This window comes from Streptomyces sp. NPDC044033 (genome assembly GCF_056434425.1).
In genome coordinates, this window is record NZ_JBWKFF010000016.1 from 202,635 (window position 1) to 228,393 (window position 25,759).

The 25,759-nt window shown below is 69.2% G+C and carries 18 protein-coding genes; 9 read left to right on the top strand and 9 right to left on the bottom strand.

The window, feature by feature from the left end; genetic code table 11:
• Positions 1–330: 330 nt before the first annotated feature.
• From dxs to AC07AB_RS26705, 5 genes are all read right to left on the bottom strand, one after another.
• Positions 331–2,259, bottom strand: a complete 1,929-nt coding sequence (gene dxs, locus AC07AB_RS26685) for a 1-deoxy-D-xylulose-5-phosphate synthase (RefSeq protein WP_478571619.1) — start codon at positions 2,257–2,259, stop codon at positions 331–333.
• A gap of 362 nt (positions 2,260–2,621) precedes the next feature.
• Positions 2,622–3,905, bottom strand: coding sequence for a sugar ABC transporter permease (locus AC07AB_RS26690; RefSeq protein WP_478571524.1), 1,284 nt, complete (start codon positions 3,903–3,905; stop codon positions 2,622–2,624).
• Complete coding sequence (locus AC07AB_RS26695; protein ID WP_478571527.1) at positions 3,902–4,690, bottom strand: ATP-binding cassette domain-containing protein; 789 nt, start codon at positions 4,688–4,690, stop codon at positions 3,902–3,904. The genes AC07AB_RS26690 and AC07AB_RS26695 overlap by 4 nt, the downstream gene beginning before the upstream one ends.
• A 222-nt stretch (positions 4,691–4,912) precedes the next feature.
• Positions 4,913–6,022, bottom strand: coding sequence for a substrate-binding domain-containing protein (locus AC07AB_RS26700; RefSeq protein WP_478571530.1), 1,110 nt, complete (start codon positions 6,020–6,022; stop codon positions 4,913–4,915).
• A 154-nt stretch (positions 6,023–6,176) separates the two neighbouring features.
• Positions 6,177–7,376, bottom strand: coding sequence for an ROK family transcriptional regulator (locus AC07AB_RS26705; RefSeq protein WP_478571533.1), 1,200 nt, complete (start codon positions 7,374–7,376; stop codon positions 6,177–6,179).
• Between the two features lie 393 nt (positions 7,377–7,769).
• Between AC07AB_RS26705 and AC07AB_RS26710 the strand changes: the two genes are divergently transcribed.
• On the top strand, positions 7,770–8,480 hold the full coding sequence (locus AC07AB_RS26710) for a GNAT family N-acetyltransferase (RefSeq protein WP_478571536.1): 711 nt from the start codon (positions 7,770–7,772) through the stop codon (positions 8,478–8,480).
• A 76-nt stretch (positions 8,481–8,556) separates the two neighbouring features.
• Here AC07AB_RS26710 and AC07AB_RS26715 read toward each other — a convergent pair whose 3' ends face one another.
• From AC07AB_RS26715 to ngcE, 3 genes are all read right to left on the bottom strand, one after another.
• Positions 8,557–9,531: a carbohydrate ABC transporter permease gene (locus tag AC07AB_RS26715; RefSeq protein WP_478571539.1), complete on the bottom strand. Its 975-nt coding sequence runs from the start codon at positions 9,529–9,531 to the stop codon at positions 8,557–8,559.
• A gap of 208 nt (positions 9,532–9,739) precedes the next feature.
• The gene (locus tag AC07AB_RS26720) at positions 9,740–10,657 is read right to left on the bottom strand and encodes a carbohydrate ABC transporter permease (protein ID WP_478571542.1); all 918 of its coding nucleotides are present in this window, start codon (positions 10,655–10,657) and stop codon (positions 9,740–9,742) included.
• 174 nt (positions 10,658–10,831) lie between these two features.
• Positions 10,832–12,262 (bottom strand): N-acetylglucosamine/diacetylchitobiose ABC transporter substrate-binding protein, encoded by a 1,431-nt coding sequence (gene ngcE / locus AC07AB_RS26725; RefSeq protein ID WP_478571544.1) that lies wholly within the window; start codon positions 12,260–12,262, stop codon positions 10,832–10,834.
• A gap of 636 nt (positions 12,263–12,898) precedes the next feature.
• On the opposite strand from ngcE, the gene AC07AB_RS26730 reads away from it, so the two are divergent.
• The 3 genes from AC07AB_RS26730 (at position 12,899) to AC07AB_RS26740 (ending at position 19,194) form a co-directional block, all read left to right on the top strand.
• Positions 12,899–16,762 carry a GH92 family glycosyl hydrolase gene (locus AC07AB_RS26730; RefSeq protein ID WP_478571546.1) on the top strand — a complete coding sequence of 1,288 codons (3,864 nt, stop codon included), beginning with the start codon at positions 12,899–12,901 and terminating at the stop codon, positions 16,760–16,762.
• A gap of 521 nt (positions 16,763–17,283) precedes the next feature.
• The gene (locus AC07AB_RS26735; RefSeq protein WP_478571548.1) at positions 17,284–18,534 is read left to right on the top strand and encodes an MFS transporter; all 1,251 of its coding nucleotides are present in this window, start codon (positions 17,284–17,286) and stop codon (positions 18,532–18,534) included.
• Positions 18,535–18,591: 57 nt separating this feature from the next.
• Positions 18,592–19,194, top strand: coding sequence for a CGNR zinc finger domain-containing protein (locus tag AC07AB_RS26740; protein ID WP_478571551.1), 603 nt, complete (start codon positions 18,592–18,594; stop codon positions 19,192–19,194).
• A 275-nt stretch (positions 19,195–19,469) separates the two neighbouring features.
• On the opposite strand, the gene AC07AB_RS26745 is transcribed toward AC07AB_RS26740, so the two are convergent.
• The gene (locus tag AC07AB_RS26745; protein ID WP_478571554.1) at positions 19,470–20,576 is read right to left on the bottom strand and encodes an alcohol dehydrogenase catalytic domain-containing protein; all 1,107 of its coding nucleotides are present in this window, start codon (positions 20,574–20,576) and stop codon (positions 19,470–19,472) included.
• Positions 20,577–20,678: 102 nt separating this feature from the next.
• Here AC07AB_RS26745 and AC07AB_RS26750 point away from each other — a divergent pair, with 102 nt between their 5' ends.
• From AC07AB_RS26750 to AC07AB_RS26770, 5 genes are all read left to right on the top strand, one after another.
• Positions 20,679–21,572 carry a LysR family transcriptional regulator gene (locus AC07AB_RS26750; RefSeq protein ID WP_478571557.1) on the top strand — a complete coding sequence of 298 codons (894 nt, stop codon included), beginning with the start codon at positions 20,679–20,681 and terminating at the stop codon, positions 21,570–21,572.
• A 238-nt stretch (positions 21,573–21,810) separates the two neighbouring features.
• Complete coding sequence (locus AC07AB_RS26755; protein WP_478571560.1) at positions 21,811–22,983, top strand: S1 family peptidase; 1,173 nt, start codon at positions 21,811–21,813, stop codon at positions 22,981–22,983.
• 109 nt (positions 22,984–23,092) lie between these two features.
• Complete coding sequence (locus AC07AB_RS26760) at positions 23,093–24,034, top strand: FG-GAP-like repeat-containing protein (RefSeq protein ID WP_478571563.1); 942 nt, start codon at positions 23,093–23,095, stop codon at positions 24,032–24,034.
• Between the two features lie 123 nt (positions 24,035–24,157).
• Positions 24,158–24,523, top strand: coding sequence for a hypothetical protein (locus tag AC07AB_RS26765; protein WP_478571566.1), 366 nt, complete (start codon positions 24,158–24,160; stop codon positions 24,521–24,523).
• A gap of 226 nt (positions 24,524–24,749) precedes the next feature.
• Positions 24,750–25,598, top strand: a complete 849-nt coding sequence (locus AC07AB_RS26770; protein WP_478571569.1) for a DUF3592 domain-containing protein — start codon at positions 24,750–24,752, stop codon at positions 25,596–25,598.
• Positions 25,599–25,759: the final 161 nt, after the last annotated feature.

Genomic DNA, 25,759 nt, shown 5'->3' on the forward strand with positions numbered 1-25,759 from the left:
CTAGCGCCCCACGGCCTGGAGCCGCGGGATTCACCCGAAGTGACGCGGGGGCGGGTATGCCGGGTGTCCCCCAGAACCGCTCGAAGGGGGACCCGAGGGCCGGATCGGGGGGACGGTGCGCGTACGGGAGGGGGCGGCCGGCCCCATGCATACGGGCCCGTGCAGCAGAGCCCCTTACCGCCGATCACGGAGGACGGCCGGTCCCGCCCGACGGGCCGCCCCCCGGAGCGCGCGGCGCCCGCCCATGCGAACGCGCCCGCCCATGCGAACGCGCCCGCACGGACCAGGTCCATGCGGCCGCGGCCGTACCGCTGTGCGTACCGGCGTCGCTCAGTCGCGGGCCGTCTCCGCCGCCCTCGGGGCGGCGTCGGCCTGCTCGTACTTGCCGTCGATCTTCGCGACGAGCCCCGTCACCTGGCGGGCGATGTCCGGCGCCGTCAGCCCGATCTCCGCCATGACCTCCTTGCGGGAGGCGTGGTCGAGGAAGCGCGGCGGGATGCCGAAGTCACGCAGCGGCAGGTCCACGCCCGCGTCGCGCAGCGCCTGCGCGACGGCCGAGCCCACGCCGCCCGAGCGGCTGTTGTCCTCGACGGTGACGACGACGCGGTGCCGCTCGGCGAGCGCCGGCAGCGCCTCGTCGACCGGCTTGACCCAGCGCGGGTCGACGACGGTCGTCGAGATGCCCTGCTTGTCGAGGAGGGCGGCGATCTCCAGGCACATCGGGGCCAGCGCGCCGACGGAGACCAGGAGCACGTCCGGCCGCTCGGTCGGGTCGGTGGGCTCGCGCAGGACGTCCATGCCGCCGACCCGGCCGACGGCCGCCACGGCGGGGCCGACCGCGCCCTTGGAGTAGCGCACGACGGTCGGCGCGTCGTCGACCTCGACGGCCTCCCGCAGCTGGGCGCGGACCTGGTCGGCGTCGCGCGGCGCGGCGATCCGCAGGGTGGGGACGCACTGGAGGATCGACATGTCCCACATGCCGTTGTGGGACGCGCCGTCGGAGCCGGTGACCCCGGCCCGGTCCAGGACGAAGGTGACGCCGCACTTGTGCAGCGCCACATCCATCAGGATCTGGTCGAAGGCGCGGTTGAGGAAGGTGGCGTACACCGCGAAGACCGGGTGCAGCCCGCCGGTGGCGAGCCCGGCCGCCGAGACGGCGGCGTGCTGCTCGGCGATGCCGACGTCATAGACGCGGCCCGGGAACTCCTTGGCGAACTTCGTCAGGCCCACTGGCTGGAGCATGGCCGCCGTGATGGCGACGATGTCCTCGCGCTCGTGGCCGAGCTTGACCATCTCCTCGCCGAAGACGGAGGTCCAGTCCATGCCGGACTCGGCGATGGGCAGGCCGGTGTCGGGGTGGATGGGGCCGATGCCGTGGAAGTGGTCGGCCTCGTCCTCCTCGGCCGGCTGGTAGCCGCGGCCCTTCTCGGTGAGGCAGTGCACGATGACCGGGCCGCCGAACCGCTTGGCGCGCTGGAGCGCGGACTCCAGGGCCTCCATGTCGTGGCCGTCGATCGGGCCGAGGTACTTCAGGCCGAGGTCCTCGAACATGCCCTGCGGGGCGATGAAGTCCTTGAGGCCCTTCTTCGCGCCGTGCAGGGTCTCGTACAGCGGCCGGCCGACGACCGGGGTGCGCTCCAGGAGGTCCTTGCCGCGGGCGAGGAACCGCTCGTAACCGTCGGTCGTACGGAGCGTGGCGAGGTGGTTGGCCAGGCCGCCGATGGTCGGCGCGTACGAGCGCTCGTTGTCGTTGACGACGATGACCAGCGGGCGGTCCTGGGCGTCGGCGATGTTGTTGAGCGCCTCCCAGGCCATGCCGCCGGTGAGCGCCCCGTCGCCGATCACCGCGACGACGTGGTCGTCCCGGCCCTGGACCTGGTTGGCCTTGGCGAGGCCGTCGGCCCAGCCGAGGACCGTCGAGGCGTGGCTGTTCTCGATGACGTCGTGCTCGGACTCGGCGCGCGAAGGGTAGCCCGACAGCCCGCCCTTGGTACGCAGCTTGGCGAAGTCCTGCCGTCCGGTGAGCAGCTTGTGCACATAGCTCTGGTGGCCGGTGTCGAAGAGCACCCGGTCCTTCGGGGACTCGAAGACCCGGTGCAGCGCGATGGTCAGCTCCACCACACCGAGGTTGGGCCCGAGGTGTCCGCCGGTCTTGGAGACTGCGTCGACGAGGAAGGACCGGATCTCCGCGGCCAGCCGCTCCAGCTGCTCCGGGCCCAGCCGGTCCAGATCACGGGGTCCGTTGACGCGGGTCAACAGCTCCCGCCCGTCGACCGCCACCGCCTCTGGACGGCGCGCTTCGCGCGGCACCTTTGGCACTGTGCCTCCTTGCTTTGAGCTGTCGAGCCTTGCCGGTTTGCCGAGTCTAATGTTCCGCCTGCGACGGCGATGGTCGGGCTATGCGATGTACGTCACCCATTCGGGTGACAAGTCAGGGGTACTGCCCGGGCCTGTACGCGAGAAACGGCCTGTTCCCGGCCTTTCCCGGCGGCTTTCGGGCAGATGGCGAACGCCGGACGAGCTGGTATGCCAGCTCGTCCGGCGTTCGGGGGCGGGGACGCCCCCGGCTCTGCACAAGGCCCCGGGAAAAGCCCCCTGGAACAGGGGGCCCACACGCCCGGCTACGCGCGGCCGGCCGTCTTCTGCGTCTTCCGGGACACCGAGTCGATCACCACGGCGGCGAGCAGCACCGCGCCGGTGATCATGTACTGCATGGCCGCGGCGATGCCCAGCAGCGCCATGCCGGACGTGATCGCCTGGATGACCAGGACGCCGAGCAGCGCCGACCAGGTCTTGCCCCGGCCGCCGAAGAGGCTGGTGCCGCCGATGACGGCCGCCGCGATGGCGTTCATCAGCAGGCTGCCCGCGCCGGAGGACTGGTTGGCGGCGTTGAGCTGGGAGGCCAGGAACAGACCGCCGATCGCCGCCATCGTGCCGGAGAGCGCGAAGACGGAGATCCGGATGGCGACGACGTTGATGCCCGCGCGGCGGGCGGCCTCGACGCTGCCGCCGAGGGCGAAGACCTTGCGCCCGTACGACGTGCGCCGCAGCACGAAGTCGAACCCGATGACGAACGCGAGGAAGATGACGACCGCGAGCGGCAGCCCCTTGTAGTTGTTGAACAGCCAGGCGATGAGGAAGGCGGGCACCGCGACGAGGACGGTGCGCAGCACGATCTCGCTCATCGGCCGGCTGGGCACGCCCGCCGCCTCCCTCCGCCTGCTGTCCAGGAAGGACAGCCCGAAGAAGACGACCACCGCGAGGACCGCCAGCCCGTACGCGGCGGCGACATCGCTGAAGTAGTAGTTGGTGAACTTGGCGAGCAGCCCGTCGGCGTCCAGGTTGATGGTGCCGTTGGAGCCGAGGATCTGGAGCATCAGCCCGTTCCAGCCGAGCAGGCCGGCCAGGGTGACGACGAACGCCGGGACGCCGATCCGGGCGAAGAAGAAGCCGTGGACCGCGCCGACCAGCGCGCCGCTCAGCACCGCGAGGATCAGCGCCTGCCATTCGGCCATGCCGTTGTTGACGTTCAGCACGGCGAAGACCGCGGTGGCCATGCCGCTCACCGAGCCCACCGACAGGTCGATCTCGCCGAGGATCAGCACGAAGACGATGCCGACGGCGATCAGCCCGGTGCCGGTCGCGTCGATGAAGAGGTTGTTCAGGTTCTGCGCGCCGAGGAACGCCGAGTTCTGGAACTGGAAGACGAGGGCGATGACGATCAGGCCGACGACCACGGGCAGCGAGCCCAGCTCGCCGCTGCGCAGCTTGCGCCCGAAGTCGTCGAGGTAGCCCTTGAAGCCCTGCTGGCGCACGAGGAGCCGGGGGTCCACGACGGTCACGGCGCCCTCGGCGGCCGGGGCGTCCGTGGGTTCGCCCTCGGTCCGGGACAGGTTCGCACTCACTTTTGCGCCTCCGTGGTACGCGTCTCACGACGGGTCACGGCGTTCTCCGTGGCGCCGGTGATGGCGGAGATGATCTCCTCCTGGGACGTGGTCCGTACGTCGAACGTGCCGTTGTTGCGGCCGAGTCGCAGCACCGCGACCCGGTCGGCGACGGCCTTCACGTCGGCCATGTTGTGGCTGATGAGGAGCACGCCGAGGCCGCGCTCGCGCAGCCGCTCCACGAGGTCGAGGACCTGCGCGGTCTGCTCGACGCCCAGCGCGGCCGTCGGCTCGTCGAGGATGACGACCTTGGGCTCGCCCAGCAGCGACCGGGCTATGGCGACGGTCTGCCGCTGGCCGCCGGAGAGCGAGGCCACGGGGATGCGTACGCTCGGGATGCGGATCGACAGGGTCGAGAGCAGTTCCCGGGATTTCCGCTCCATCTCGACCTCGTCGAGGATTCCGGCGCGTACGATCTCGCGGCCGAGGTAGAGGTTGCCGACGACGTCGAGGTTGTCGCAGAGCGCGAGGTCCTGGTAGACGGTCGCGATGCCCAGCCCCTGGGCGGTGTGCGGCCGGTCGACGGTGACGGGCCTGCCCTCCCACTCGACGGTGCCGTCGTCGGCGGGACCGACGCCTGCGATGGTCTTGACGAGGGTGGACTTGCCGGCGCCGTTGTCGCCGACCAAGGCGACCACCTCGCCTGAGTGGATCTCCAGCTCAACGTCGGTGAGCGCCTGCACGGCGCCGAACCGCTTGGAGACCCCGCGCAACGCCAGCACGGGCGTAGCGGACACGTGAATCATCTCCTTCGCCCGCCTGACCGGCGGGGGTGTGGCATCCGGCGCCCGGCCCTCGGCGGGGTGGGATGAGACGCTGGGCGCCGGACGGTCTTCGGGGGTGCGCTGTTTCCGTACGAGGAGGTGCGCTGTTTCCGTACGAGGAGGTGCGCTGTTTCCGTACGAGAGGGTGCGCGATTCAGTTGTGGACCGCGCTCGACTCCCGTACGGGGCAGGGGAATCGGCGGCTTACTTCAGACCGGCCTTGTCGCACTGGGCCTTGAACTTGGCCGTGCAGATCTCGTCCAGGTTGAAGAAGCCCTCCTTGCCGACGTACTTGCCGATGTCGGCCTTGGTCAGCGCGAAGGGGGTGACGATGATGGAAGGGACCTTCTTCACGGTGCCGCTGTCGACGGTGGCCTTGGAGATGCCGTCGAGCGTCTTGCCCTTGGCGAGGGCGACGGCCATCTCGGCGGCGGCGTCCGCCTCGGGCTTGTAGGGCTTGTAGACGCTCATGAACTGCTCGTCGGAGAGGATGCGCTGGACGGCGGAGAGCTCGGCGTCCTGGCCGGTGACGGGCGGGAGCTTGGTGTAGCCCGCGCCCTTGAGCGCGGTGATGATGCCGCCCGCCATGCCGTCGTTGGCGGAGTAGACGCCGGCGATGTTGTCCTTGCCGAGCGAGGCGATGGCGCCCTTCATGTTCTGGTTGGCGTTCTCCGGCTTCCACTCCTTGGTGTCGTACTCCCGGCCGATCTTGACCTTGCCGTCGAGTACGGAGTGGGCGCCCTCCTTGTAGGACTTGGCGTTCGGGTCGGTGATCGACCCGTTCATCATGACGATCTGGCCCTTGGACGCCTTGTCGCCGAGCTCCTTGAGCAGCGACTCGCCCTGGATCTTGCCGACGCGCTCGTTGTCGACCGAGGTGTACGCCTTGATGGGGCCCTCGGCGAGGCGGTCGAAGGCGACGACGGGGATGCCCGCCTCGTCGGCCTTCTTGACCGAGCTGGCGATCGACTTGGCGTCCACGGCGTCCAGGATCAGCGCGTCGACCTTCTTGGTGATCACCGTGTCGACCTGCTGCTGCTGAACGGACGGGTCCTGCTTGGCGTTCTCGTAGACGATCTTGGTGTCGGCGCCCGCCAACTCCTTGATCTTCTTCTCCATGAGCGGCCTGTCGAACCGCTCGTACCGCGCGGTCTGGTTCTCCGGCAGCAGCAGGCCGATGGTCAGCGGGCCGCTCTTGTCCTTCTTCTTCCCACCGTTGTCACCGGCCTCCTTGGCCGAACCACAGGCGGCGAGCCCGGCGGCCATGGAGACGGCGGCCATGGCCACAGCAGCACGACGCAGATGCGTGTTCACGTGAGATACCTCCCTGACGAGGCCGCGACGTTGCGGCCGAGGTGGCTGGAAGTCAACTCGGCTGCCAGAGGGGCGTCAAGAAGTAAATCCTTAACGAGATGGCAACGATGCCATTCGTTATCTGCGTGAACTCAAGAGACGTGAGCGGCAGTGGTCAGGCGAGGGCGGCGGTGCCGGTCGGCTGCGTCCGGTCCAGCAGGGTCGAGTCACCCATCTCGCTGAGTACGAGCGCCAGCGCGCCCAACACCTCGGCGCGGCCGCCCAACGCGCCCGGCACGACCTCCAACTGCCGTGCCGCGCTGGGGATCGCGTACCGCGCGACGGAGTCGCGGATGGGGGCGAGCACCAGTTCACCGGCGTCCGCGAGATCGCCGCCGAGCACGACGCGGCTCGGGTTGAGCAGATTGCAGAGGTTCGCCACGCCGCTGCCGATGTGGCGCCCCACGTCCGCGATGACCCGCCGGCAGCCGGGGTCGCCCTCGCGGGCCAGCTCCACCATCCGCTCCACGGTCAGGTCCGGGCCGTGGCTGGAGTGCAGCAGCGGCAGCACATAGCGGGCGGCGGCGAACGTCTCCAGGCAGCCGCGATTGCCGCACCGGCACACCGGCCCGGACTCGTCGAGGGTGATGTGGCCGATCTCCCCGGCGGTGCCGCCCGGGCCCCGGTAGATCTGCCCGCTGATCACCAGCCCGGCCCCGACACCGCTGGCCACCTTGATGTACGCGAGATCGGCCGCGCCGCGCCCGCTGCCCCAGACCAGCTCGCCGAGCGCGCCCAGGTTGGCGTCGTTGTCGACGTACACCGGCACCCCGAGCCGGGCGCCGAGGTCGTCCCGCGGATTGGTGCCGACCCACCCCGGCAGGATCGCGGTCGAACCCAGCACCCCGGACTCGACGTCGATGGGGCCGGGCACGCCGAGCCCCACCCCGACGATCTTGGGGCGGCTGATGCCGTTGCTCTCGATCAGCCGGCTGACCAGCAGCTCGGCCCGGCCCATGCCCTGCGCGGCGGAGGCGTCCACGTCCAGCGGCTCGGTCACCTCGTCCAGCACCTGGTGCGCGAGGTTGCCGATCGCGACATGCAGGTGCGTATGCCCGAAGTCGACACCGACGACGATGCCCGCGTCCCCGGAGAGCGAGACACTGCGCGCCCGGCGCCCGCCGGAGGAGGTCGGCGTGACCTCGACGGTGCCGCCTTCCTTCAACTCCCGCACGATGTTGGAGACCGTGGCGGCGGACAGCCCGGTGGTCCGGGCGATCTCCGCCTGGGTGAGCGACCCGGCCATCCGCACCGCGCGCACGACCCGCTCAAGGTTGGCCCGGTGCAGCGACGACTGCGATCCCGGAGTCTCCACGCCCATCCACTCCCGCCTCGACAGACGGCACGACGGCCGCCCCGTCGGCCGGACCACAGCAGTGGAGCCCGGCCATGTCTCCAACATATGAACTCTAAGCTGAGCTGGCCCGGTTGTATCCCGTCAAGAGCTTGAACGGCGACATCCCCGACCGGGCCGAAGTGAATCCTTCCACGTTAGGACATCTTTTCGATTACGGGCCTGATGTGCCTGCCTCCTCCGCCCACGCTCCCCGCCCGATGCCGCGACCGGGCAGAGCGGCCGGGCAGGGCGGCCGGGCAGGGCGGCCGGGCAGAGCAGCCGGGCAGAGCAGCCGGGCAGAGCAGCCGGGCAGAGCAGCCGGGCAGGGCGGCCGGGTCCGGCGGCGGAACGTCAACGTCCTAGCCTGGCTTCATGAATTGGGACGACGAGCAGTTGCTGAGGCTAGAGGCGGACGCGATCTACGGACTCACCGAGGAGCCCGGCCGGAGACTGCCCGGTGTGCGGGACGCGAAGGTGCGCGCGGTGTGGTCCTGGTCGCCTCGGGCCCGGGTATTCGCGCTGCGGCCGGGCACCGAGGAGCCCGACGCCGGTTCGCAGGAGGAGGCGCAGCCGTACGCGCCGGGCGAGACGCCGCACGCGCTGGAGCGGCTGGCCGACTCGCTCGGCGCGGCGGCCGAGGGCATCTCGGGCGGCCCCAGCTATGTCTTCCCCGCTGCCCTCACCGCCCGGCCCCCGGCCTCGCTGCCCCTCATCGCCTCGGACCAGGACGGCAAGCGCGCCGCGGAAGCGCTGACGCGCCCCGGGAACTGGGAGCCGGGCGAATGGGCCGAGCTGATCGCCGGGGAGCTGGGCGAGTGGGCGATGGCCGTGTACGACGACGCGCCCGTATCGATCTGCTTCTCCCCCGCCACGAACGCCACGGCGGCGGAGGCGGGGATCTGGACCCGCGCGGACTTCCGCGGCCGGCGCCTCGCCCCGGCCGTCGTCGCCGCCTGGTCGGAGCGCGAGCGCCGGAACAAGGAGGTGCTCTTCTACAGCACCAGCGCCGCCAACCACGCCTCCCAGTCGGTCGCCCGCACCCTGGGGCTGACCCCGCTGGGCTGGATCTGGACGCTGCGCTGAGCGGAACAGGGGGCAGGGGGCTGGGCGAGCGGAACAGGGGGCCGGGCCCGTACGCGGAGCCCGGCGCCCCCGCCCGCTACTTGATCGCTCCCGCCGTCAGCCCGCTCTGCACCTGGCGCTGGAAGATGATGTACGCGGCCAGGACCGGGAGCATCGCTATCACCAGGCCGGCGAAGAGCCCCGACCAGTCGCCCTTGTAGCCCTGGCTGACGGCCAGCGCCACCAGCCCCTGGGGCAGCAGCTTCTTTTCCTCGTCGCCGACGTTGAGCACGGCCGGCAGCAGGTACTGGTTCCACTGGCCGAGGAAGTTGAAGATGCCGACGCTGATCAGTCCCGGCTTGGCCATCGGCAGCATCACCTGGAAGAAGGTCCGGGTGTGGGACGCGCCATCGATGATCGCCGCCTCGCCGACCGAACTCGGGAGCGTTCGGAAGAAGCCGCTCATGAAGAAGATCGTGAACGGCAGGGAGTAGGCGATGTAGACCAGGATCAGCCCCGGGTAGGTGTCCAGCAGCCCCATGTTCTTCATGACGAAGAACAGCGGCACCAGCGCCAGGATGATCGGGAAGCTCATCCCGCCCACGAACAGGAAGTAGATGAAGCGGTTGCCCGGAAACTCGAACCGCGCCAGCACGTAGGCGGCCATGGAGCCGAGCAGCATGGTCCCGGTGAGCGACCCGGCCACCACGATGATCGAGTTGAGGAAGTACTGGCTCATGTGGGCCTGGTCCCAGGCGCGGGACCAGTTGTCGAAGTGCAGGCTCGTCGGGAACGACCAGGGCGAGGTGAAGATCGACTTGTCGTCCTTGAGGGAGCTCATCACCGCCCACAGCAGCGGCAGGGTGACCATCAGCCCCCAGATGATCAGCGTCCCGTGCGAGAAGACGTTGAGGATCTTGCCCTCGCTGCCCAGGCGCCCCTTCGGCGAGTCGATCCCGGCCGGGCCGCCGCCCCGCGGCGGTGTCCCGGCGCCGGCCCCGGCGTCCGGCCCGGCCCCGGCTCCCGTCTCCGTCGCGTCCGGACGGCCCGAGGGCTCTGCTTGCGCGGTCACTGTGCTCCCCCCACTTCGGCTGCTGCCCTCAGTCCGGCTGCCGCCGCCGGTTCGGTTGCCGCCGCCGGTTCGACTGCCGCCGCCGGTTCGGCTACTGCCCCCGGATCAAAGACCGTGGGGCAGCGGATCGCGTACGTACCGGTCGTAGCCGTCATCGGGCTCGCCGGGAACAGGCTCATCGGGCGCGGGCGCCCCGCCGTCGGGCCCATCAGAACTCCAGCCGCTCGCGCCGGCCGAGCTTCATGACGACGCCCGCGAAGATCAGTGTGACGATGAGCAGGGCGACCCCCAGCGTGGTGGCGTAACCGGCCTGCCCGTCGCGGAACGCCTTCGTATAGAGGAAGAAGGACAGCAGCTCGGTGGAGTAGTCCGGGCCGCCGGGCCCCACGGTCATGATCTGTACGACCGCGAAGCCGTCCAGCGCCATGATCCCCATATAGACCCAGCCGGTCTGCACGGTGTCCCACAGCAGCGGCAGGGTGATCTTGAAGAAGCTCTGGATGCGGTTGGCGCCGTCCAGGAGCGCGGCCTCGTAGTAATCCTTCGGAATGGAGCTCATTCCGGCGGAGAACAGCACCACATAGAAGCCGACGTTGCTCCACACCATCACCGCCATCACGCACCACAGCGCGAGTTTCGGGTCGCCCAGCCATTCGGGCTGCACGGAGTCCAGCCCGATCGCCTTGAGCAAGGAGTTGATGGCGCCGCTGTTGGGGTTGTAGGCGAATTGGAAGAGCAGGGCGACGATCGCGATCGAGAGCACCTGCGGAAAGAAGTAGACGATTTTGTAGACGCTCGAACCGCGCACGCCGGCGATCGCCGCGTTCTTCCGGCGGCGGCCGCCGACATTGAGCATGAACGCGAAGAACAGGCCGAGCCCGATGGTCACCAACGGCAGCAGCAACAGCAGCAGGACGTTGTGCCCGACGGATGTCCAGAACACATCGTCCTTGAACATGCGTTGGTAGTTCTTGAACCCGACCATCTTGAAGTCGGAGCTCAGGCCGGTCCAGTCCGTGAACGAGTAGTAGATGGCCTGGATGAACGGCGATATGACGAAGACCCCGTAGATCACCAGGGGCAGGGCCAAGAACCCCACGATGAAACGGTACTTACCGTGTTGCATGTCAACCGACCCCGATCTTCCCGTGCGGGTGCCGTCATTGGTGACGTAGGTGCGTCGTGCCCAGCTCACGCGCACCGCTCACCAGCGCTCGCGTCGTTCACCGGGCGCGCGGCGTTCACCACACGTAGATCACGCGCCTTACGCCCCTCACGCGCACCACGCGCGCCGCTCGACTCACTTGTGCTTGTACTTCTTGACGGAATCGTCGTCGCGGGTCTCGTCGGTGTACTTCTGGATCTTCTTGATCGTCTCGTCCGGGGTCATCCGCCCCGCCATCATCTCGCCGAGCGCCGAGACGCCGATCTTCTCCTTCTGCAACGCCACGTACCAGTCCTGCAGCCGGGGGTTGACGACGTTCTTGCCGGCCTTGGTGGCCGCCGCCTGCGCGGACTTCAGCCCGGAGGGCAGGGACAGGCCCTCGGTGCCGCCGTTGAGGGACGTGAGCGAGTAGACCTGCTTGATGAAGTTCTGGGAGGACTGCTTCCCGAGCATGATCCGCATCAGCTCCATGCCGCCCTGCGGGTTCTTCGCGGCCTTCGGCACGATGTAGGGCTCGCTGCCCGACGCCCACAGCGTGCCGAACGGCAGCTTGTCGCCGCTGTCCAGACTGGAGGGCGCGCTCACCGTCATCTCGAAGTCCTTGGGCGTGGTCTTCTTCGACTCGTTCTCCACCCAGGAGCCGTTCGGAATGAACAGCGCCTTTCCCTCGTTCCACGCCGTCTGCGATTCGATATGGGTCAGCCCGGGCGTGCCCTGGAGGATGTACCCCTTCTTGTACAGCTCGTAGTACGCCTCGAAGGCGGCCTTCACCGCCGGGTCCTTCCAGGCGTTCGGCTCCAGGTTGTCGATTCTGTCCAGGACCTGGGTGCCGCCGATCTTGGCGATGAAGGGGTAGAGGCTGAACGGCAGGTAGTACGGGTACTTGCCCGGGTACGTCCAGCCGGCGATGCCCTTCTTCTTCGCCTTGGCGCAGAGGGCGAGCATGTCGTCCCAGGTCTCCGGGTATTCGGCGTCGAGCTTCTGGAGATTGGTCTTCGAGTACCAGACGCCGTACACGGTGTAGGCGTAGTAGAGGACCCAGGTCTCGTCGCCGTCGAACCGGCCCATCTCGGCGACGCCGGGGCGCAGCGTGTCGCGCACCGTCTTGCCCGGGTCGTCGATGGAGGGCGCGTCCAGCAGGACGTTGAAGTCGGCCAGCTGCCGCTTGCCGACCAGGGTGCCCATGTCCATCTGCTCGGCACCGGAGTTGTCGATCAGGTCGGGCGGGGTGCCGCCGTTGAACCGGGGCTGGAGCGTGGTCTGGATCTTCTGCGTCGGCGTGTGCTTGACCGACGCCTTGGGGAACGCCTGCTTGTACAGCGACTCGGCGTCCTTCGCGTACTGCTCGCCGAGTCCGCCGTCGAAGATGACGACGTCCAGGGCCGCGCTCTCATTGACGGCGAGGGGGTTCTTCTCGGTCTTCTTGCCCTTCTCCGCCTTGTTGCCGTCATCGCTGTCGCCGCTCGCGCAGGCGCTGAGGACGCTGATTGAGGGTACGGAGATCAGGCCGATGGCCGCGGCTCGCTTGATCAGGTCTCGACGGCTGAATTCTGAGGTGGATCCCATGCTCAAGTCCTCGCTTTCCAACAGGACTCAGGCGGTATGCCGGTCTTCCCTTGGAGCTCGCCTTTGGCGAAGGGCCCGACACCGCGGTCAGTCGAAGCAGGGTTGTGCTGGGTATGCCCGGGGGTCGGCGTTGTTCACACCAGGTCCGGTGTTCCGCGACGTCTTCCCCCGGATCCGGGGCGGTGATGTACGACCTGTCCGGACGCCGACAGGTATAGTCCACTGCCCGTCTGATGAGCAAGATCGAATACAGGTTTGGTCAGTAGTCTTCCCGAGTTGAGACCTCAGTGACATATGGCGCGCGCCGCGCGTTCGGCGACGCCGCGATTCCGTTTGCCCCGCAGGCCGGTATCTTCCTCGTGGGGACACCCGCACCCCCTTACCGCTCCACTGTCGTGACCGCGACAATTTAACCCGTCAGCGGAGGCCGGCGGGCCGGAAAGAACCCGGCTCCGCGGGCGCCCGCCGGACGGCCGCCCCGACCCGCCCCGGCCCGTACCCCCCGACCCGCCTCACCCCGACCCGCCCCATGTCGATCACTCCCTCGCGCCCCCTTGACACCCTTGGCCCCCCGCGTCCTACTTATCTCTGCGCAACTCAATTGACAACGTTGTCACATGCGTTGAGAGGCACAGGATGCGACAGAGACGACGATGGCGCGCGGTCAGCAGACCGGCCGCCCTGCTGGCGGCGGCCGCGCTCGTGGCGACGGCACAGGGCGTGGCGGTGGCGGTCCCCGCCCAGCCCCAGAAAACCGGCAAGGAGTTCCACTCCTCATTCGAGAAGGACGACCCTCAGCCGGACTGGCGCAATACGGTCGAGGCCGGGCCGGGCGGAAAGAAGAAGACGTCCGGCGTGGACGGCGGCGATTCCTCCGGCATACCCGGCGGCGTGACCGACAAGGTCACCGCCGTGCGCGCCAGCGGCGAGAACAGCGCGTCCGGTGAGGTCAAGGAGAATCTGGTGGACGGCGAGACCTCCACCAAATGGCTCACATTCGAGAAATCCCCCTGGTTGGAATTCGACCTGGCCGAGCCGGTCAAGGTCGTACGGTACGCACTCACGTCCGCGAACGACGCGCCCGGCCGGGACCCGAAGGACTGGACCTTCAAGGGCTCCGACGACGGCAAGAACTGGACCGCGCTGGACACCCGCAAGGACGAGTCCTTCGAAAAGCGGCAACAGACCCGTGAGTTCGGGTTCAAGAATTCCACCGCGTTCAAGCACTACCGGCTGGATATCGCGCGCAACGGCGGGGACGCCATCACCCAGCTCGCCGAGCTCCAGCTCTCGAACGGCGACGGCACCCCGCCGCCCCCCTCGGACATGCGCACGTACGTGGACCGCGGCCCGACCGGCTCCCCCACCGCCAAGGCCAATGTCGGCTTCAGCGGCACGCACGCGCTGCGCTACGCGGGCACGCATCTGGCGAAGGGCCGCGCGTACTCGTACAACAAGGTCTTCGCCGTGCACACCAAGGTCACGCCGCGGACCCAGCTGGCGTACAAGATCTTCCCGTCGATGCCGGAGTACGACCCCAACTACCCGGCCACACATGTGGCGTTGGATCTCGCCTTCACCGACGGCAGCTACCTCAGCGACCTGAACGCCGTCGACCAGCACGGCGCCCGGCTGACCCCGCAGGGCCAGGCGGCCTCCAAGACGCTGTACGCGAACCAGTGGAACAACAAGGAGTCGCGGATCGGCGCGGTGGCGGCGGGCAAGACGGTCGCCCGCGTGCTGATCGCGTACGACTCCCCCACCGGCCCGGCGAAGTTCCGCGGCTGGGTGGACGACATCTCGATCGCGCCCGCCCCGCCGGAGAAGCGGCTCGCCCATCTCGCGGACTACGCGGTGACGACCCGCGGCACCAATTCGAGCGGCGGCTTCTCGCGCGGCAACAACATCCCGGCCGCCGCCGTCCCCAATGGCTTCAACTTCTGGACGCCGGCGACCAACGCGGGCTCCACCGACTGGCTTTACCAGTACGCGGCCGGGAACAACGCCGACAACCTCCCCACCATCCAGGCGTTCAGCGCGAGCCATGAGCCGAGCCCCTGGATGGGCGACCGGCAGACCTTCCAGGTCATGCCGTCCACCGCCGCCGGCGTCCCGGACGCGAAGCGGACCGCCCGCGCGCTCCCCTTCCACCACGAGCACGAGACGGCGAAGCCGCACTACTACGGCGTCACCTTCGACAACGGGCTCAAGACCGAGATCGCGCCCAGCGACCACGCCGCGATGATGCGCTTCACCTTCCCCGGCGACGACGCGAGCGTCATCCTCGACAACGTCAAGAACGAGGGCGGGCTCTCCCTCGACCCCGAACACGGCGTGATCACCGGCTATTCGGACGTCAAGAGCGGCCTGTCCACGGGCGCCGGACGGCTCTTCGTCTACGGCGTCTTCGACGCCCCGGTGACCGGCAGCGGAAAGCTGAAGGGCGGCGGGGGCGACGACGTCACCGGCTATATGCGCTTCAAGCCCGGCAAGGACCGCACCGTCACGCTGCGCCTCGCCACCTCCCTGATCGGCGTCGACCAGGCGAAGGCCAACCTCCAGCAGGAGATCCCGGCCTCGGCCTCCTTCGCCTCCGTCACCGGCAAGGCCCGCGCCGCGTGGGACTCCATCCTCGGCCGCATCGAGGTCGAGGGCGCCTCCCGCGACCAGCTCACCACGCTCTACTCCAACCTCTACCGGCTGTACCTGTACCCCAACTCCGGCTCGGAGAACACCGGTTCGGTGCACCGGCCCCGGTACCAGTACGCCAGCGCCTTCTCGAAGCCGACGGGCGACAACACCCCGACCCGCACCGGCGCCAAGATCGTGAACGGCCAGGTGTACGTCAACAACGGCTTCTGGGACACCTACCGCACCACCTGGCCCGCCTACTCCCTGCTGACCCCGAAGCGCGCGGGCAAGATGGTCGACGGCTTCGTACAGCAGTACAAGGACGGCGGCTGGATCTCCCGCTGGTCCTCCCCCGGCTACGCCGACCTGATGACCGGCACCAGCTCGGACGTGGCCTTCGCCGACGCCTACCAGAAGGGCGTCCACTTCGACGCGGAGGCGGCGTACGAGGCCGCGCTCAAGAACGCGACGGTCGCCCCGCCGGACCGGGGCGTCGGCCGCAAGGGCATGGACACCTCCGTCTTCCGCGGCTATACGAGCACCAAGACCGGCGAGGGCATGTCCTGGGCGCTGGAGGGCTACCTCAACGACTTCGGACTCGCGAAGATGGGCAAGGCGCTCTATGCCAAGACCCACAAGGCCCGCTACAAGGAAGAGTCCGCGTACTTCCTGAACCGCGCGCAGAACTACGTCAAGCTCTTCGACCCGAAGATCGGCTTCTTCCAGGGCAAGGACGCGGCCGGCGACTGGCGGCTCTCCCCCGACAAGTACGACCCGCGCGTCTGGGGCAACGACTACACCGAGACCAACGGCTGGAACTTCGCCTTCACCGCGCCCCAGGACACCAAGGGCCTGGCGAACCTCTACGGCGGCCGCGACGGCCTCGCGAAGAAGCTCGACACCTTCTTCTCGACACCGGAGACCGCCTCCTCGGACTTCGCCGGTTCCTACGGCGGCATCATCCATGAGATGACCGAGGCCCGGGACGTACGGATGGGCATGTACGGGCACAGCAACCAGCCCTCGCACCACATCGCCTACATGTACGACGCGGCCGGCCAGCCCTGGAAGACCCAGGCCAAGGTCCGCGAGGCGACCTCCCGGCTCTACCTCGGCAGCGAGATCGGCCAGGGCTACCCGGGCGACGAGGACAACGGCGAGATGTCGGCCTGGTACGTCTTCAGCGCCCTGGGCTTCTATCCGCTGGTGATGGGCAGCCCCGAGTTCGCGGTGGGGTCGCCGCTCTTCACCAAGGCCACCGTCCATCTGGAGAACGGCCGCGACCTCGTCGTGAAGGCCCCGCGCAACAGCGCGCGGAATGTGTACGTCCAGGGGCTGAAGGTCGACGGCAAGCGCTGGAACTCCACCGCGCTCCCCCACTCGCTGCTCGCGCGCGGCGGGACGCTGGAGTTCGCGATGGGCGACAAGCCGTCGTCGTGGGGCAGCGGCAAGCACGCCGGACCCACCTCCATCACCAAGGGCGACAAGCCGCCGACGCCGATGGAGGACGCGACCACCCCGAAGTCGGAGGTCACGCTCACCGGCGGCGGCGACGGCTCGCACCTGGTCGACAACACCTCCGCCACGGACGCCACGTTCACCGCGGCCGAGGTGAAGCCGGGGCATGCGACGCGGGCGGTGCAGTACACGCTGACCTCCGCGACGCACGACAAGGCGCCTTCGGGGTGGGTGCTGCAAGGCTCCAACGACGGTAAGAAGTGGCGGCAGTTGGACCGGCGAGTGGGCGAGTCGTTCCCGTGGGACCGGCAGACCCGCGCCTTCACGGTCCGGGCCCCCGGCTCGTACACGCACTACCGGCTGGTGCCGACATCGAAGGCGACGCTCGCCCAGATCGAGCTCCTGAAGTAGCAGCCGCAGCATCTGAAGTAACCGGAGCAGCCGAAGCAGCCGATTGGCGGCACGGCGGGCATGAACCCGAGTGGGCACAGAGCCGTACGCGCTCTGTGCCCACTCGGCTGAACCCGTGTTCGCCGCGCCCGCGTCGACGACCGGCTTGTTACGGCTCCGGTGTGGGGTACGGGTCCTTGCTGTCCTGGACCATCCGCTCGTATTGGCCCGAAACGATGCGAGTGCGCGACGGCTACGGGCACGGAGACGACCGGCTGCGTCCGGGTCGTCGGCCGCCGCGATGACGTCTTCAAATCGTTCGATCACCGCATACCCCCGTACGAGTTGGAAGCGGTGTCGCGTTTGGAAGCGGTGCCGCGTCGGCATCCGGCTGCGGCAGAAGCGGCGGTCATCGCCCGCACGCACGTAATGAGTCAAAGGGATTTCATCGATGGGGTTGTGGCTCCGCGCGCCGTTCCACCATCCTGAGCGTAACGCTCTTAAAGCGTTACATCATCGACCGCCTCCCTTGGAGCCCTCTCATGACCGCAGTGTCTTCTGCCCCCACTGAGCAAGCGACAGCCCCCTTAAGCGCCCGCACTCGGTTCGGGCCGAACCACCGATGGGTCATCCTCGGGATCGGCATCGCCTCCCAGGCGGCGTTCGCTGCCGCCTTCCAGGGGCTGCCGACCACCTCCACCGCTATGCGCGGCGCCTACCACCTCTCCAACGCGACCCTCGGCATCGCCTTGGGCGCCGTCTCCCTCGGCATCGCCGTCTCCGAGGTCGTCTGGGGTATCTGGACCGACAAGTTCGGCGAACGGCGCGTCCTGCTCACCGGACTGATCGCCACCGGCCTTCTGCTGGCCGTCATGGCAGCCGCCGTCGTCCCCAACGGTTCCGCGATCCCCGGGATCGGCATGCTCGCGGGCGGCCTGCTACTCGTCGGCCTGCTCGGCGGCAGCGTCAACGGCTCGTCCGGACGCGCCGTCATGGCCTGGTTCCGCGACGGGCAGCGCGGCTTCGCCATGAGTCTGCGCCAGACCGCCGTCCCCGCCGGAGGCGCGATCGGCACCGCCCTGCTGCCCTGGCTCGCCGTCAGCGCGGGCTTCCGTGCCGTCTACGGCATCCTCGCCCTCTTCTGCTTCGCCGCCGCGGCCGTCGCCTGGCGTTGGATGCACGAACCGGAGACCACCGCGGCGGCGACCAAGGTGGCCACACGGCCCACCGGTTCCCCGATGCGCGACCGAAAGATCTGGCGTCTGGCGCTGGCCAGCGGTTTGCTGACCATCCCGCAGTTCGTCATCCTCACCTTCCTCGCCGTCTTCCTCTCCGACGGCAAGCACGCCCCCGAGGCCACCGCCCCGCTGGCCATCGTCATCGTCCAGGTCGGCGGCGCCGCCGCCCGGGTGTGGAGCGGGCGGTGGACCGACCGTCACGGCAATCGCCGTACGTACGTCCGTACCGTCGGGGCCGCAGCCGCGGTGGCGCTGGCGGGGGCAGCCGTGCTCTCCCACACCCCCACCCCGGTGGTCGTGACCGCCCTTGTCATCGGCGGCATCCTCGCCAACGCCTGGCATGGCGTCGCCTACACCGAAATCGCCGAAATGGCCGGCGTCGCCCGGGCCGGCACAGCCCTCGGCCTGGAGAACACCACCGTCTTCGCCGCGGCCTTCATCGCGCCCCTCATGGTCCCCGCCGTCCTGTCCGCCTCCTCCTGGACCGGGGTGTGGCTGGTCACCGCGGTCGCCACGCTCGCCGCCGTTCCACTGGCCCCCGGGCGCAGCAAGTAATCCCATCCGGCTCTCCGACCGACTGGCCGAAGACGACTTCGAAGGAGGTGCACCTTGATGACCACGACACACGGCTTGCGGTTCGATTCCGGCCGTCTGTCCCTGGACCTGCTCTCGACCATCGGCGGCGGGCTGAGCCCCCACCCCGTCGAACGCCTCTACAGCCCGGACGCACTGAGCACCTGGCTGCACGGCGCCGGATTGGTCCCCGCCACAGAAGGCATCGCTCCTGACCGGCAATGGCTGGACGACTTCCGTTCATTGCGCGGCTTGCTGCATCGGATCATCCACTCCGAGCTCCAGGGCAACGGGGCCAATGACCACGATGTCGAGCGGCTCAACCGGATGGCCGGTGTCCGTCGCCCCGTACCGCGGGCAGCCCGGGGCGACGACGGACTCCTGCACCGCTACCTTGTTCGCCCGATCGAGTGCTCCGACCTGATGGCAGCCGTGGCCGAGGACGCGCTTCTTCTACTCACCGGCGATTCCCGTCGGCATATGAGGGAATGCGAGGGCGACACGTGCGACATGGTCTACCTCGACGCCTCCCGCGGCCGCCGCAGGAGGTGGTGTTCAAGCACCGCCTGCGGCAATCGCGAGCGCGTCGCCCGGCACCGCGCCCGGCACCGTGACGACAGCTTCACGGTCGACGCCGGGTGAGCGCCGCGGTGAGTGACATGCCGGTGCATCAGCCAGAGTCGGCGGATTCCAGGGCCCGGTCAGCCGCACCCGGTACAGCTTCGCGGTCAGGTCACCGGCCAGCCGACGCGTCCACAACTGCCCGACCAGGCCAGCGTTGGGCGTAGGGCCGTCCGCGCCGAGCCGGGCGAGGGCCGTGAGCATCCGCTGCCGGTCCGTGAGCCTTCGCTGCCGGGTCCGTGAGCATCCATTGCCGGTCCCCGCCGGACGCGCGTCGCGGGCGGCGGAGCGGGGTCTCACCGTGAGGGTCCGCCGGCCGCCACAGGGATGAGGGCGGTGCGCTCGAAGGGGCCGCCGTGTGAAGCGGCGTACGCGATGGCGTCGTTGACGGCGTCGAGGCCGAACGAGCGGACGTGTTCGGGTGCGAGGTCCAGCGCGCCCGAGGCGAGGAGCCGGATGATGCCGACGTTCGCCGTGCGGGGGTACATCCACTGGCCGCGCACGGTGATCGAGTTGCGCATGATCCATGGGTACGGGAGCGCGAAGTCGTCGCCGCCGAGCATGCCGACACCGCCCATGAGGACGACACGGCCGTACTCGCGTACGGTCATGGCCGCCACTCGCGCCACCGCGCTGGGCGCGCTCGGCGGGAGCAGGTCGATCACCATGTCGATCGGGCCGTCGGCCGCCTCCGACATCGCCGCCCGGTCGACGTCCTCGTCCCCGGTCAGCTGCACCGGGCGCAGCCGCGGACCGAACCGGTCGGCGAGCAGGTCGAGCACCTTCCGGTTGCGGCCCGGCGCGACCACGCGGCCCGCCCCCATGGCGAGGGCGACCGCGACCGCGCTGCTGCCGAGGTTGCCGGTGGCCCCGCTGACCAGCAGCGTCTCGCCCGCTTCGAGCCCGCCTGCCAGCAGCCCGCCGTAGGGGATGGTGTACCCCGTGAGCGCGGCCCAGCGGGCCGGGTCGTCCCCCGCGGCGGCCGGCAACGGGTAGACGTTCTCCGTGGGGACCCGCATGAGTTCGGCGAACGACCCGTCGTGCAGGTGCCGGGCCATCCGCGCGCCGCCCTCGCCGCGCGAGCTCCAGCCCTGAAGCGCGATGTCGGGCGTCAGGGCGTCGTCCCGCGAGCGCACTGTGGAGTCGCACCACACCAGGTCACCGACGCGCAGCCGGGTGGCGTCCGGACCGATGTGGACGATCCGCCCCACGCCGCCTACCCCGGGCACGACGGGAGGGACCAAGGGGTACTTCCGTTCGCCGCCGAAGACCTCGGCCGCGTACGGGGGGACGCAGGCGGCGAGCACTTCGACCACCACTTCGCCGCTCGTAGCCGCCTCGGGGTCGGGCTCCTCCCGCACCGTGAGAGGAGCGCCGAACCCCGTCAGTACTGCTGCTCGCATGCCATGACCTCCATGTTCGTCCGGATCCGTCGGTATCGACACTAGGAGTCCAGCGGGCATGCGGGAAGCGACGATCGAGCATCTGTGGTATGCGTAGGTCGCATGGATATCTCCAGTGCGGGCCTGCGGGTGCTACAGCAGATCGCGGAATCCGGCAGCTTCACCGCGGCAGCCGCCAGGCTCGGCTACACACAGTCGGCGGTCTCACGCCAGGCCGTCTCCCTTGAGCGGAGCGCGCGTGCCACCCTGTTCGACCGCCGCCCCGACGGGGTCCGGCTCACGCCCGCGGGCCTTACCCTGCTGGGCTACGCCCGGACCATCCTGGACTGCCTCGCGGCGGCCGAGTCCGACCTCACCGGCACCGTCCCGCGGACCGAAGTGGTGCGGCTCGGCCTGTTCCTGAGCGCGGGCGCCGTCATCCTGCCGACCATGCTCACCCGCCTCACGGACACCGACCCGCAGATCACGGTCACGACGACCGAGGGCACCACGCCCACCCTGATCCGGTCGCTGCGGGCGGGCTCGATCGACCTCGCCGTACTGTCGTCCCGCCCGCCCCACCGGCCCCTGGACAGCGAGTCGCCGCGCCTGCACGTCGAGACCGCCGTGGACACCGAACTGGTCTTGGCGACCCCTTCGATCGGGAAGTTCGCCGGCCGCAGCACAGTGCATGTCGACGAGCTGGTCGACGCCGCGTGGATCGCCACCCCGTCGTCGGCCTCCGAACCACTGCTCGGCGTCTGGCCCGGCCTGCCCGGACGGCCGCGCGTCGTCCACCGCGCACGCGACTGGCTGACGAAGCTCCGCCTGGTCGCCGACGGCTTCGGGGTGACGACGGTGCCGCGCCAGCTCGCGCCGGTGCTGCCGCCCGGGGTGAGTCTGGTACGCGTCGAGGGCGCGCCTCCCGAGGTCCGCCGTGTTCTGGTGGCGCGCCTCCCCGGCCGTCCCGCCCCAGCGATCACGGCCGTCACCCGAGCGATCATCTCGACCGTCTGACCCAGGCCGGTGCTCGGGCTGTCGCTGGGGCCGCGGTGCTGGGGCCGCGGTGCTGGGGCCGCGGTGCTGGGGCCGCCGCTCGGACGGCTGCTCGGGCCGCTGCTCGGGCCGCCGCTCGGGCTGAACGTAATCCTTGAGTCTGATGCGATGTCGCCCGGCAGTTGGATGTTGCGCTGAGGCGCTGACACTACGTTTTTCGTCGTAGGCAACGCCGCACACCCACAGGAGAAATCTTCAGATGGCATTCACCGGCCCCCGCCGCCGAACCGGCCGACTCGCCCGCCGAGCAGGAGTATTGGCCTCGGCTTCGGCGGCACTGCTGGCCGGGGCGGCCTCAACCGCCCCGACAGCATCGGCGATCTCACACGGCTCCGACGCCCCCGCCCGCGCGGCTCCCTGGATGGCGACGCTGGCGTTCTCCCACGACGATCCGCTGACGCAACGCGGCTACTGCGGGGGAACGCTCATCGCCCCGGACCGCGTACTGACCGCCGGGCACTGCGTGATGGGCAAGTCCCCGGCGGACTTCCAGGTCTATCTCGGCGCCGATCAGCTCTCCAAGCCGCACGGTGAGGCACACAGTGTGCGGGGCTGGTTCCGGCACCCGAAATGGCGCGAGGTCGACACCGACGACGGGTCGTTCGCGGCCAATGACATGGCCGTGGTCGTACTCGATCACCCGGTGACCAATGTGCGCCCCGCGCGGATCGCGAGTCCCGGCGAGGTCGCCGCCAAGGTGGCGCGGGGAGGCACCGGGACGCTCTACGGCCATGGCGCCACGGAGCACACCGACCCGGAAAAGGGCGGCATGGCCGACCGGCTGAAGCAGGGCACGATGAAGATGCTCCCGCCGAAGCGGTGCGCTCAGGACATCCCGCAGGACTCCGTGGGCACGTCCGACTTCTGTACCACCGGAGTCCCGGCCGGTCCCGCCGCGAAGGCGCCGAGCGTCTGCCCCGGCGACTCGGGCGGACCGCTCATGGTGTCCGCGCCGGGCGGCCCCGAGGTCGCCGGTGTGCTCAGCGCACAGAGCGGCGACGGCTGCGACGGCAGCGTGCACCAGGGCCAGTTCATGAACCCCGGCCCCTGGCGGAAGCAGGCCCTGCGCCCGCACCCCGAACTGGCGCCGACCGGCACTCTGCGCGTCCACGGGACCCCGGCCGCCGGCCGACGACTGAACGCCACTGTCGACGCCCTCACCCCGAAGTCCGCCACCGTGCACTACGCCTGGTACCAGGAGAAGGTCGACGACGACGGCTTCAAGTACAACGTCCCCATCGACGGGGCCACCTCCCCGAGCCTCACCGTGTCCAAGGACCTCGCCGGCAAGCGGCTGCTGTGCATCGCGACGATGGCCACCCCGGCGGGCGAGGTGCGGCTCCAGCAGTCCGTAAGTCCTGCGCACGCCTGACAAATCGATTGACATGTAAAGGAGTTGTGCGAAGATCCAGAAGTTATCGCGACATGTCTCATCACATTGAGGCGTGTCGCGTCTCATCTCATGACTTCTGGAGACATACATGTCCAGCTCTTCTCGGCGTACGCGCGGACGCGTCCTTGGCCGCATCGCCACCGCGGCGATAGCCGCCGTACTGGTCGGCACCACCGCCGGCACGGCGATGGCCAAGGACGCGGCGCCGACGCCGCTTGAGGACGCCGTGCGCAAGGCGGCGGAGCACAGATCCACCCCGCACGGAGCCCTCAAGAAGTCGCTGAAGTCCTCTCCCGGCGACGCTCCGTTCTTCCCCGTATCCGCGGTCAACGGCTCCGGCGATCTGTACTTCTACTGGCCGAACGGGCTCGGCGGCCTGGACTCCCGCGAGTACGTCACCAACGGCTGGGGCGCCTTCGACGCGGCATCCACCGTCGACCACGGGAAGACCGGCATCTCCGACGGGCTCTACGCCCGTAAGACCGACGGCACGCTGATCTACTCGGGTGCGGACGGCGCCCGCGAGATCGGCCCCGGCTGGGGCCAGTACGACGTGCTGTTCTCGCCGGGAGACCTCGGCGGCGCGAAGGAGTCGGACCTCCTGGCGCGCGACAAGTCGGGCGTCCTCTGGCTCTACCTCGCCTACCCCGACGGCACCCTGACGGGCCGTCACCGTGTGGGCCCGGGCTGGGGCCAGTACACGGCGATCGCGGGCCAGGGCGACCTCACGGGCGACGGCAAGACCGACATCGTCGCTCGCGACAAGGACGGCGTCCTGTGGCTCTACAAGGGCACCGGCGACTACAACAAGCCGTTCGCCGCGCGCACGAAGATCGGCCCCGGCTGGAACCAGTTCAACGCCCTGTTCTCGACCGGCGACGTGGACATGGACGGCCTCAATGACCTGATCGCCCGCGACAAGGATGGGGCCCTGTGGCTCTACAAGGGCACGGGCAAGGCGTCGGCGCCCTTCCAGTCCCGAGTGAAGATCGGCAACTCCGGCTGGAACCAGTACAAGCTGCTGTTCTGAGCGACTACGACGCTCGATTGCGGCATACGCAACGCCTATTCCGGGTGGCGGAGTTACGAGCTTGAAGGCCCGGTGCGCGGCGTAACCGCCGTTCGCCGACAGGGTGTTGACCGGACGGGCTTCATGAACCGAAAGCCCGCGTCAACCACACTGGCCGCAGCCGCGACCACTCTGCTGGCGGGGGTGGCTCTCGCCGCCCCCGCGTCGGCCGCCCCCGCCGCACCGGCACGGGCGGCCGCGTCGGCGGGCCATCTCCTCGGCTACTACTGGGACGTCACCGGAATCGACTGGACGCCGGATGCCGCCAGGGCCCACGCGGACGACAAGCTCAAGGAGAAGGGCTGCCCCAGCCGAGGCGTGATATCCACCGAGCACCTGTCCGACTCGACCTGGAAGGTGGTCGTCCACCGTAGAGTGATTCGGTTCGATGGGACAAGCCGATTGAGAAGCTACGGACAAACCCCGTGCCCTGATTCCCAGTTGGGCTGATGGCGGCGGCCGGGAATGTGGGTCGAGGCCGGTTCGAGGTACGCCCCGCCGGCGGCACCGCAACGTCGCCTCGCCCCAGTCCGGCGCGGTCACGAGCGGCACGCGAGGGCGCACCTCGTTCCGGAACGAGCGGTGACGAGCGATATGCCGACTGTGCGTCGAGCCGTGCGCGTTGCCCTGAAGAGGTCGTACAAAATCTCGTTCACCGGCATTTATGATCTTGGGCATGGGGCGGATACCGGAAGTGGTGTTACGGGGTCGAGGCGTCGTCTTCCGGCTGGAGCGGTACGCGGTGCGGGTGATACGCGGGCGCACCACCTGGACGGTGCCGCTGGCGGCGATCGACCGCGTCGACTACGCGGGAGGACGCGTCCTTCTGAAACTGTCCCGCGATGCCGGCGAAAGTGACGCTTTCACGCTCACAACTCGCAACGCCACCGCCGCCGGCGCTTTCGTCCGGCAGTTGCGTACGGCCCTGGCGCGCCGGCCCGACTCGGCACAAGGGCCGGCCCACGTGGTGAGGGACGTCTCCGGGCGTCGCCTCCCGCGTCTGCCGCGCCTCTCGGCGGGCGGAAAGATCGCTCTGGGTATCGTGCCGTATCTCGCCTTCTTCTACGTGGCCGGGAACAAGGGTGCAGAAGCGGGCATCGGTGGTCTGGTGGCCTTCATCATGCTCTACGGCCCTGTGGGCTGGCTGATGCTGTACACGGGCTGGACCGAGGTGGTACGCGACGCACTGGTTCTGCGACGGCGGGGCATCACCGTCCCCGGCCGCATCCGGGACTACGACTGGCACCGCATCTCGCACGACAGGGTGGAATGGCGTCCCGTGTACGAGTTCCGGACATTGGAGGGCCGACACCTCGTCGTCACCCAGCCGGTCGGCCGCGAGCACCAGGGCGAAAGAGGACCGGTGGACGTGACCTACGATCCGCTGTCGCCAACCCGCGTCAGGAGCCTTCGCGACAAGCGGCTCGCCATACGCGGCATCGCGCTGACGTTCTTCGGCGTGCTCTCGGTCGTCTTGATGGTCATCCCGTTGTGGCTGTTCATCTCCGCATTGCTTACGGGGTGAACGGCGATACCGGGTGGCGGCTGCCCGACCGTTGCCCCCTGGCCGGTCCATCTTGTTGATGATCAAGCGTCAGCAGAATCTCCACCGGGCGTACGGGACGTACAGGGCCGCGCATGAGCGAAGCACGCTTCGACGGAATCATCCGCCCGGCCGAACTGCGC

Excerpts from the sequence above, each read along its gene's own strand:
- AC07AB_RS26695 (WP_478571527.1), bottom strand. The coding sequence starts at position 4,690 with ATGATTCACGTGTCCGCTACGCCCGTGCTGGCGTTGCGCGGGGTCTCC.
- AC07AB_RS26710 (WP_478571536.1), top strand. The coding sequence starts at position 7,770 with ATGAATTGGGACGACGAGCAGTTGCTGAGGCTAGAGGCGGACGCGATC.
- AC07AB_RS26720 (WP_478571542.1), bottom strand. The coding sequence starts at position 10,657 with ATGCAACACGGTAAGTACCGTTTCATCGTGGGGTTCTTGGCCCTGCCC.
- ngcE (WP_478571544.1), bottom strand. The coding sequence starts at position 12,262 with ATGGGATCCACCTCAGAATTCAGCCGTCGAGACCTGATCAAGCGAGCC.
- AC07AB_RS26730 (WP_478571546.1), top strand. The coding sequence starts at position 12,899 with ATGCGACAGAGACGACGATGGCGCGCGGTCAGCAGACCGGCCGCCCTG.
- AC07AB_RS26735 (WP_478571548.1), top strand. The coding sequence starts at position 17,284 with ATGACCGCAGTGTCTTCTGCCCCCACTGAGCAAGCGACAGCCCCCTTA.
- AC07AB_RS26740 (WP_478571551.1), top strand. The coding sequence starts at position 18,592 with ATGACCACGACACACGGCTTGCGGTTCGATTCCGGCCGTCTGTCCCTG.
- AC07AB_RS26745 (WP_478571554.1), bottom strand. The coding sequence starts at position 20,576 with ATGCGAGCAGCAGTACTGACGGGGTTCGGCGCTCCTCTCACGGTGCGG.
- AC07AB_RS26750 (WP_478571557.1), top strand. The coding sequence starts at position 20,679 with ATGGATATCTCCAGTGCGGGCCTGCGGGTGCTACAGCAGATCGCGGAA.
- AC07AB_RS26755 (WP_478571560.1), top strand. The coding sequence starts at position 21,811 with ATGGCATTCACCGGCCCCCGCCGCCGAACCGGCCGACTCGCCCGCCGA.
- AC07AB_RS26760 (WP_478571563.1), top strand. The coding sequence starts at position 23,093 with ATGTCCAGCTCTTCTCGGCGTACGCGCGGACGCGTCCTTGGCCGCATC.
- AC07AB_RS26765 (WP_478571566.1), top strand. The coding sequence starts at position 24,158 with ATGAACCGAAAGCCCGCGTCAACCACACTGGCCGCAGCCGCGACCACT.
- AC07AB_RS26770 (WP_478571569.1), top strand. The coding sequence starts at position 24,750 with ATGGGGCGGATACCGGAAGTGGTGTTACGGGGTCGAGGCGTCGTCTTC.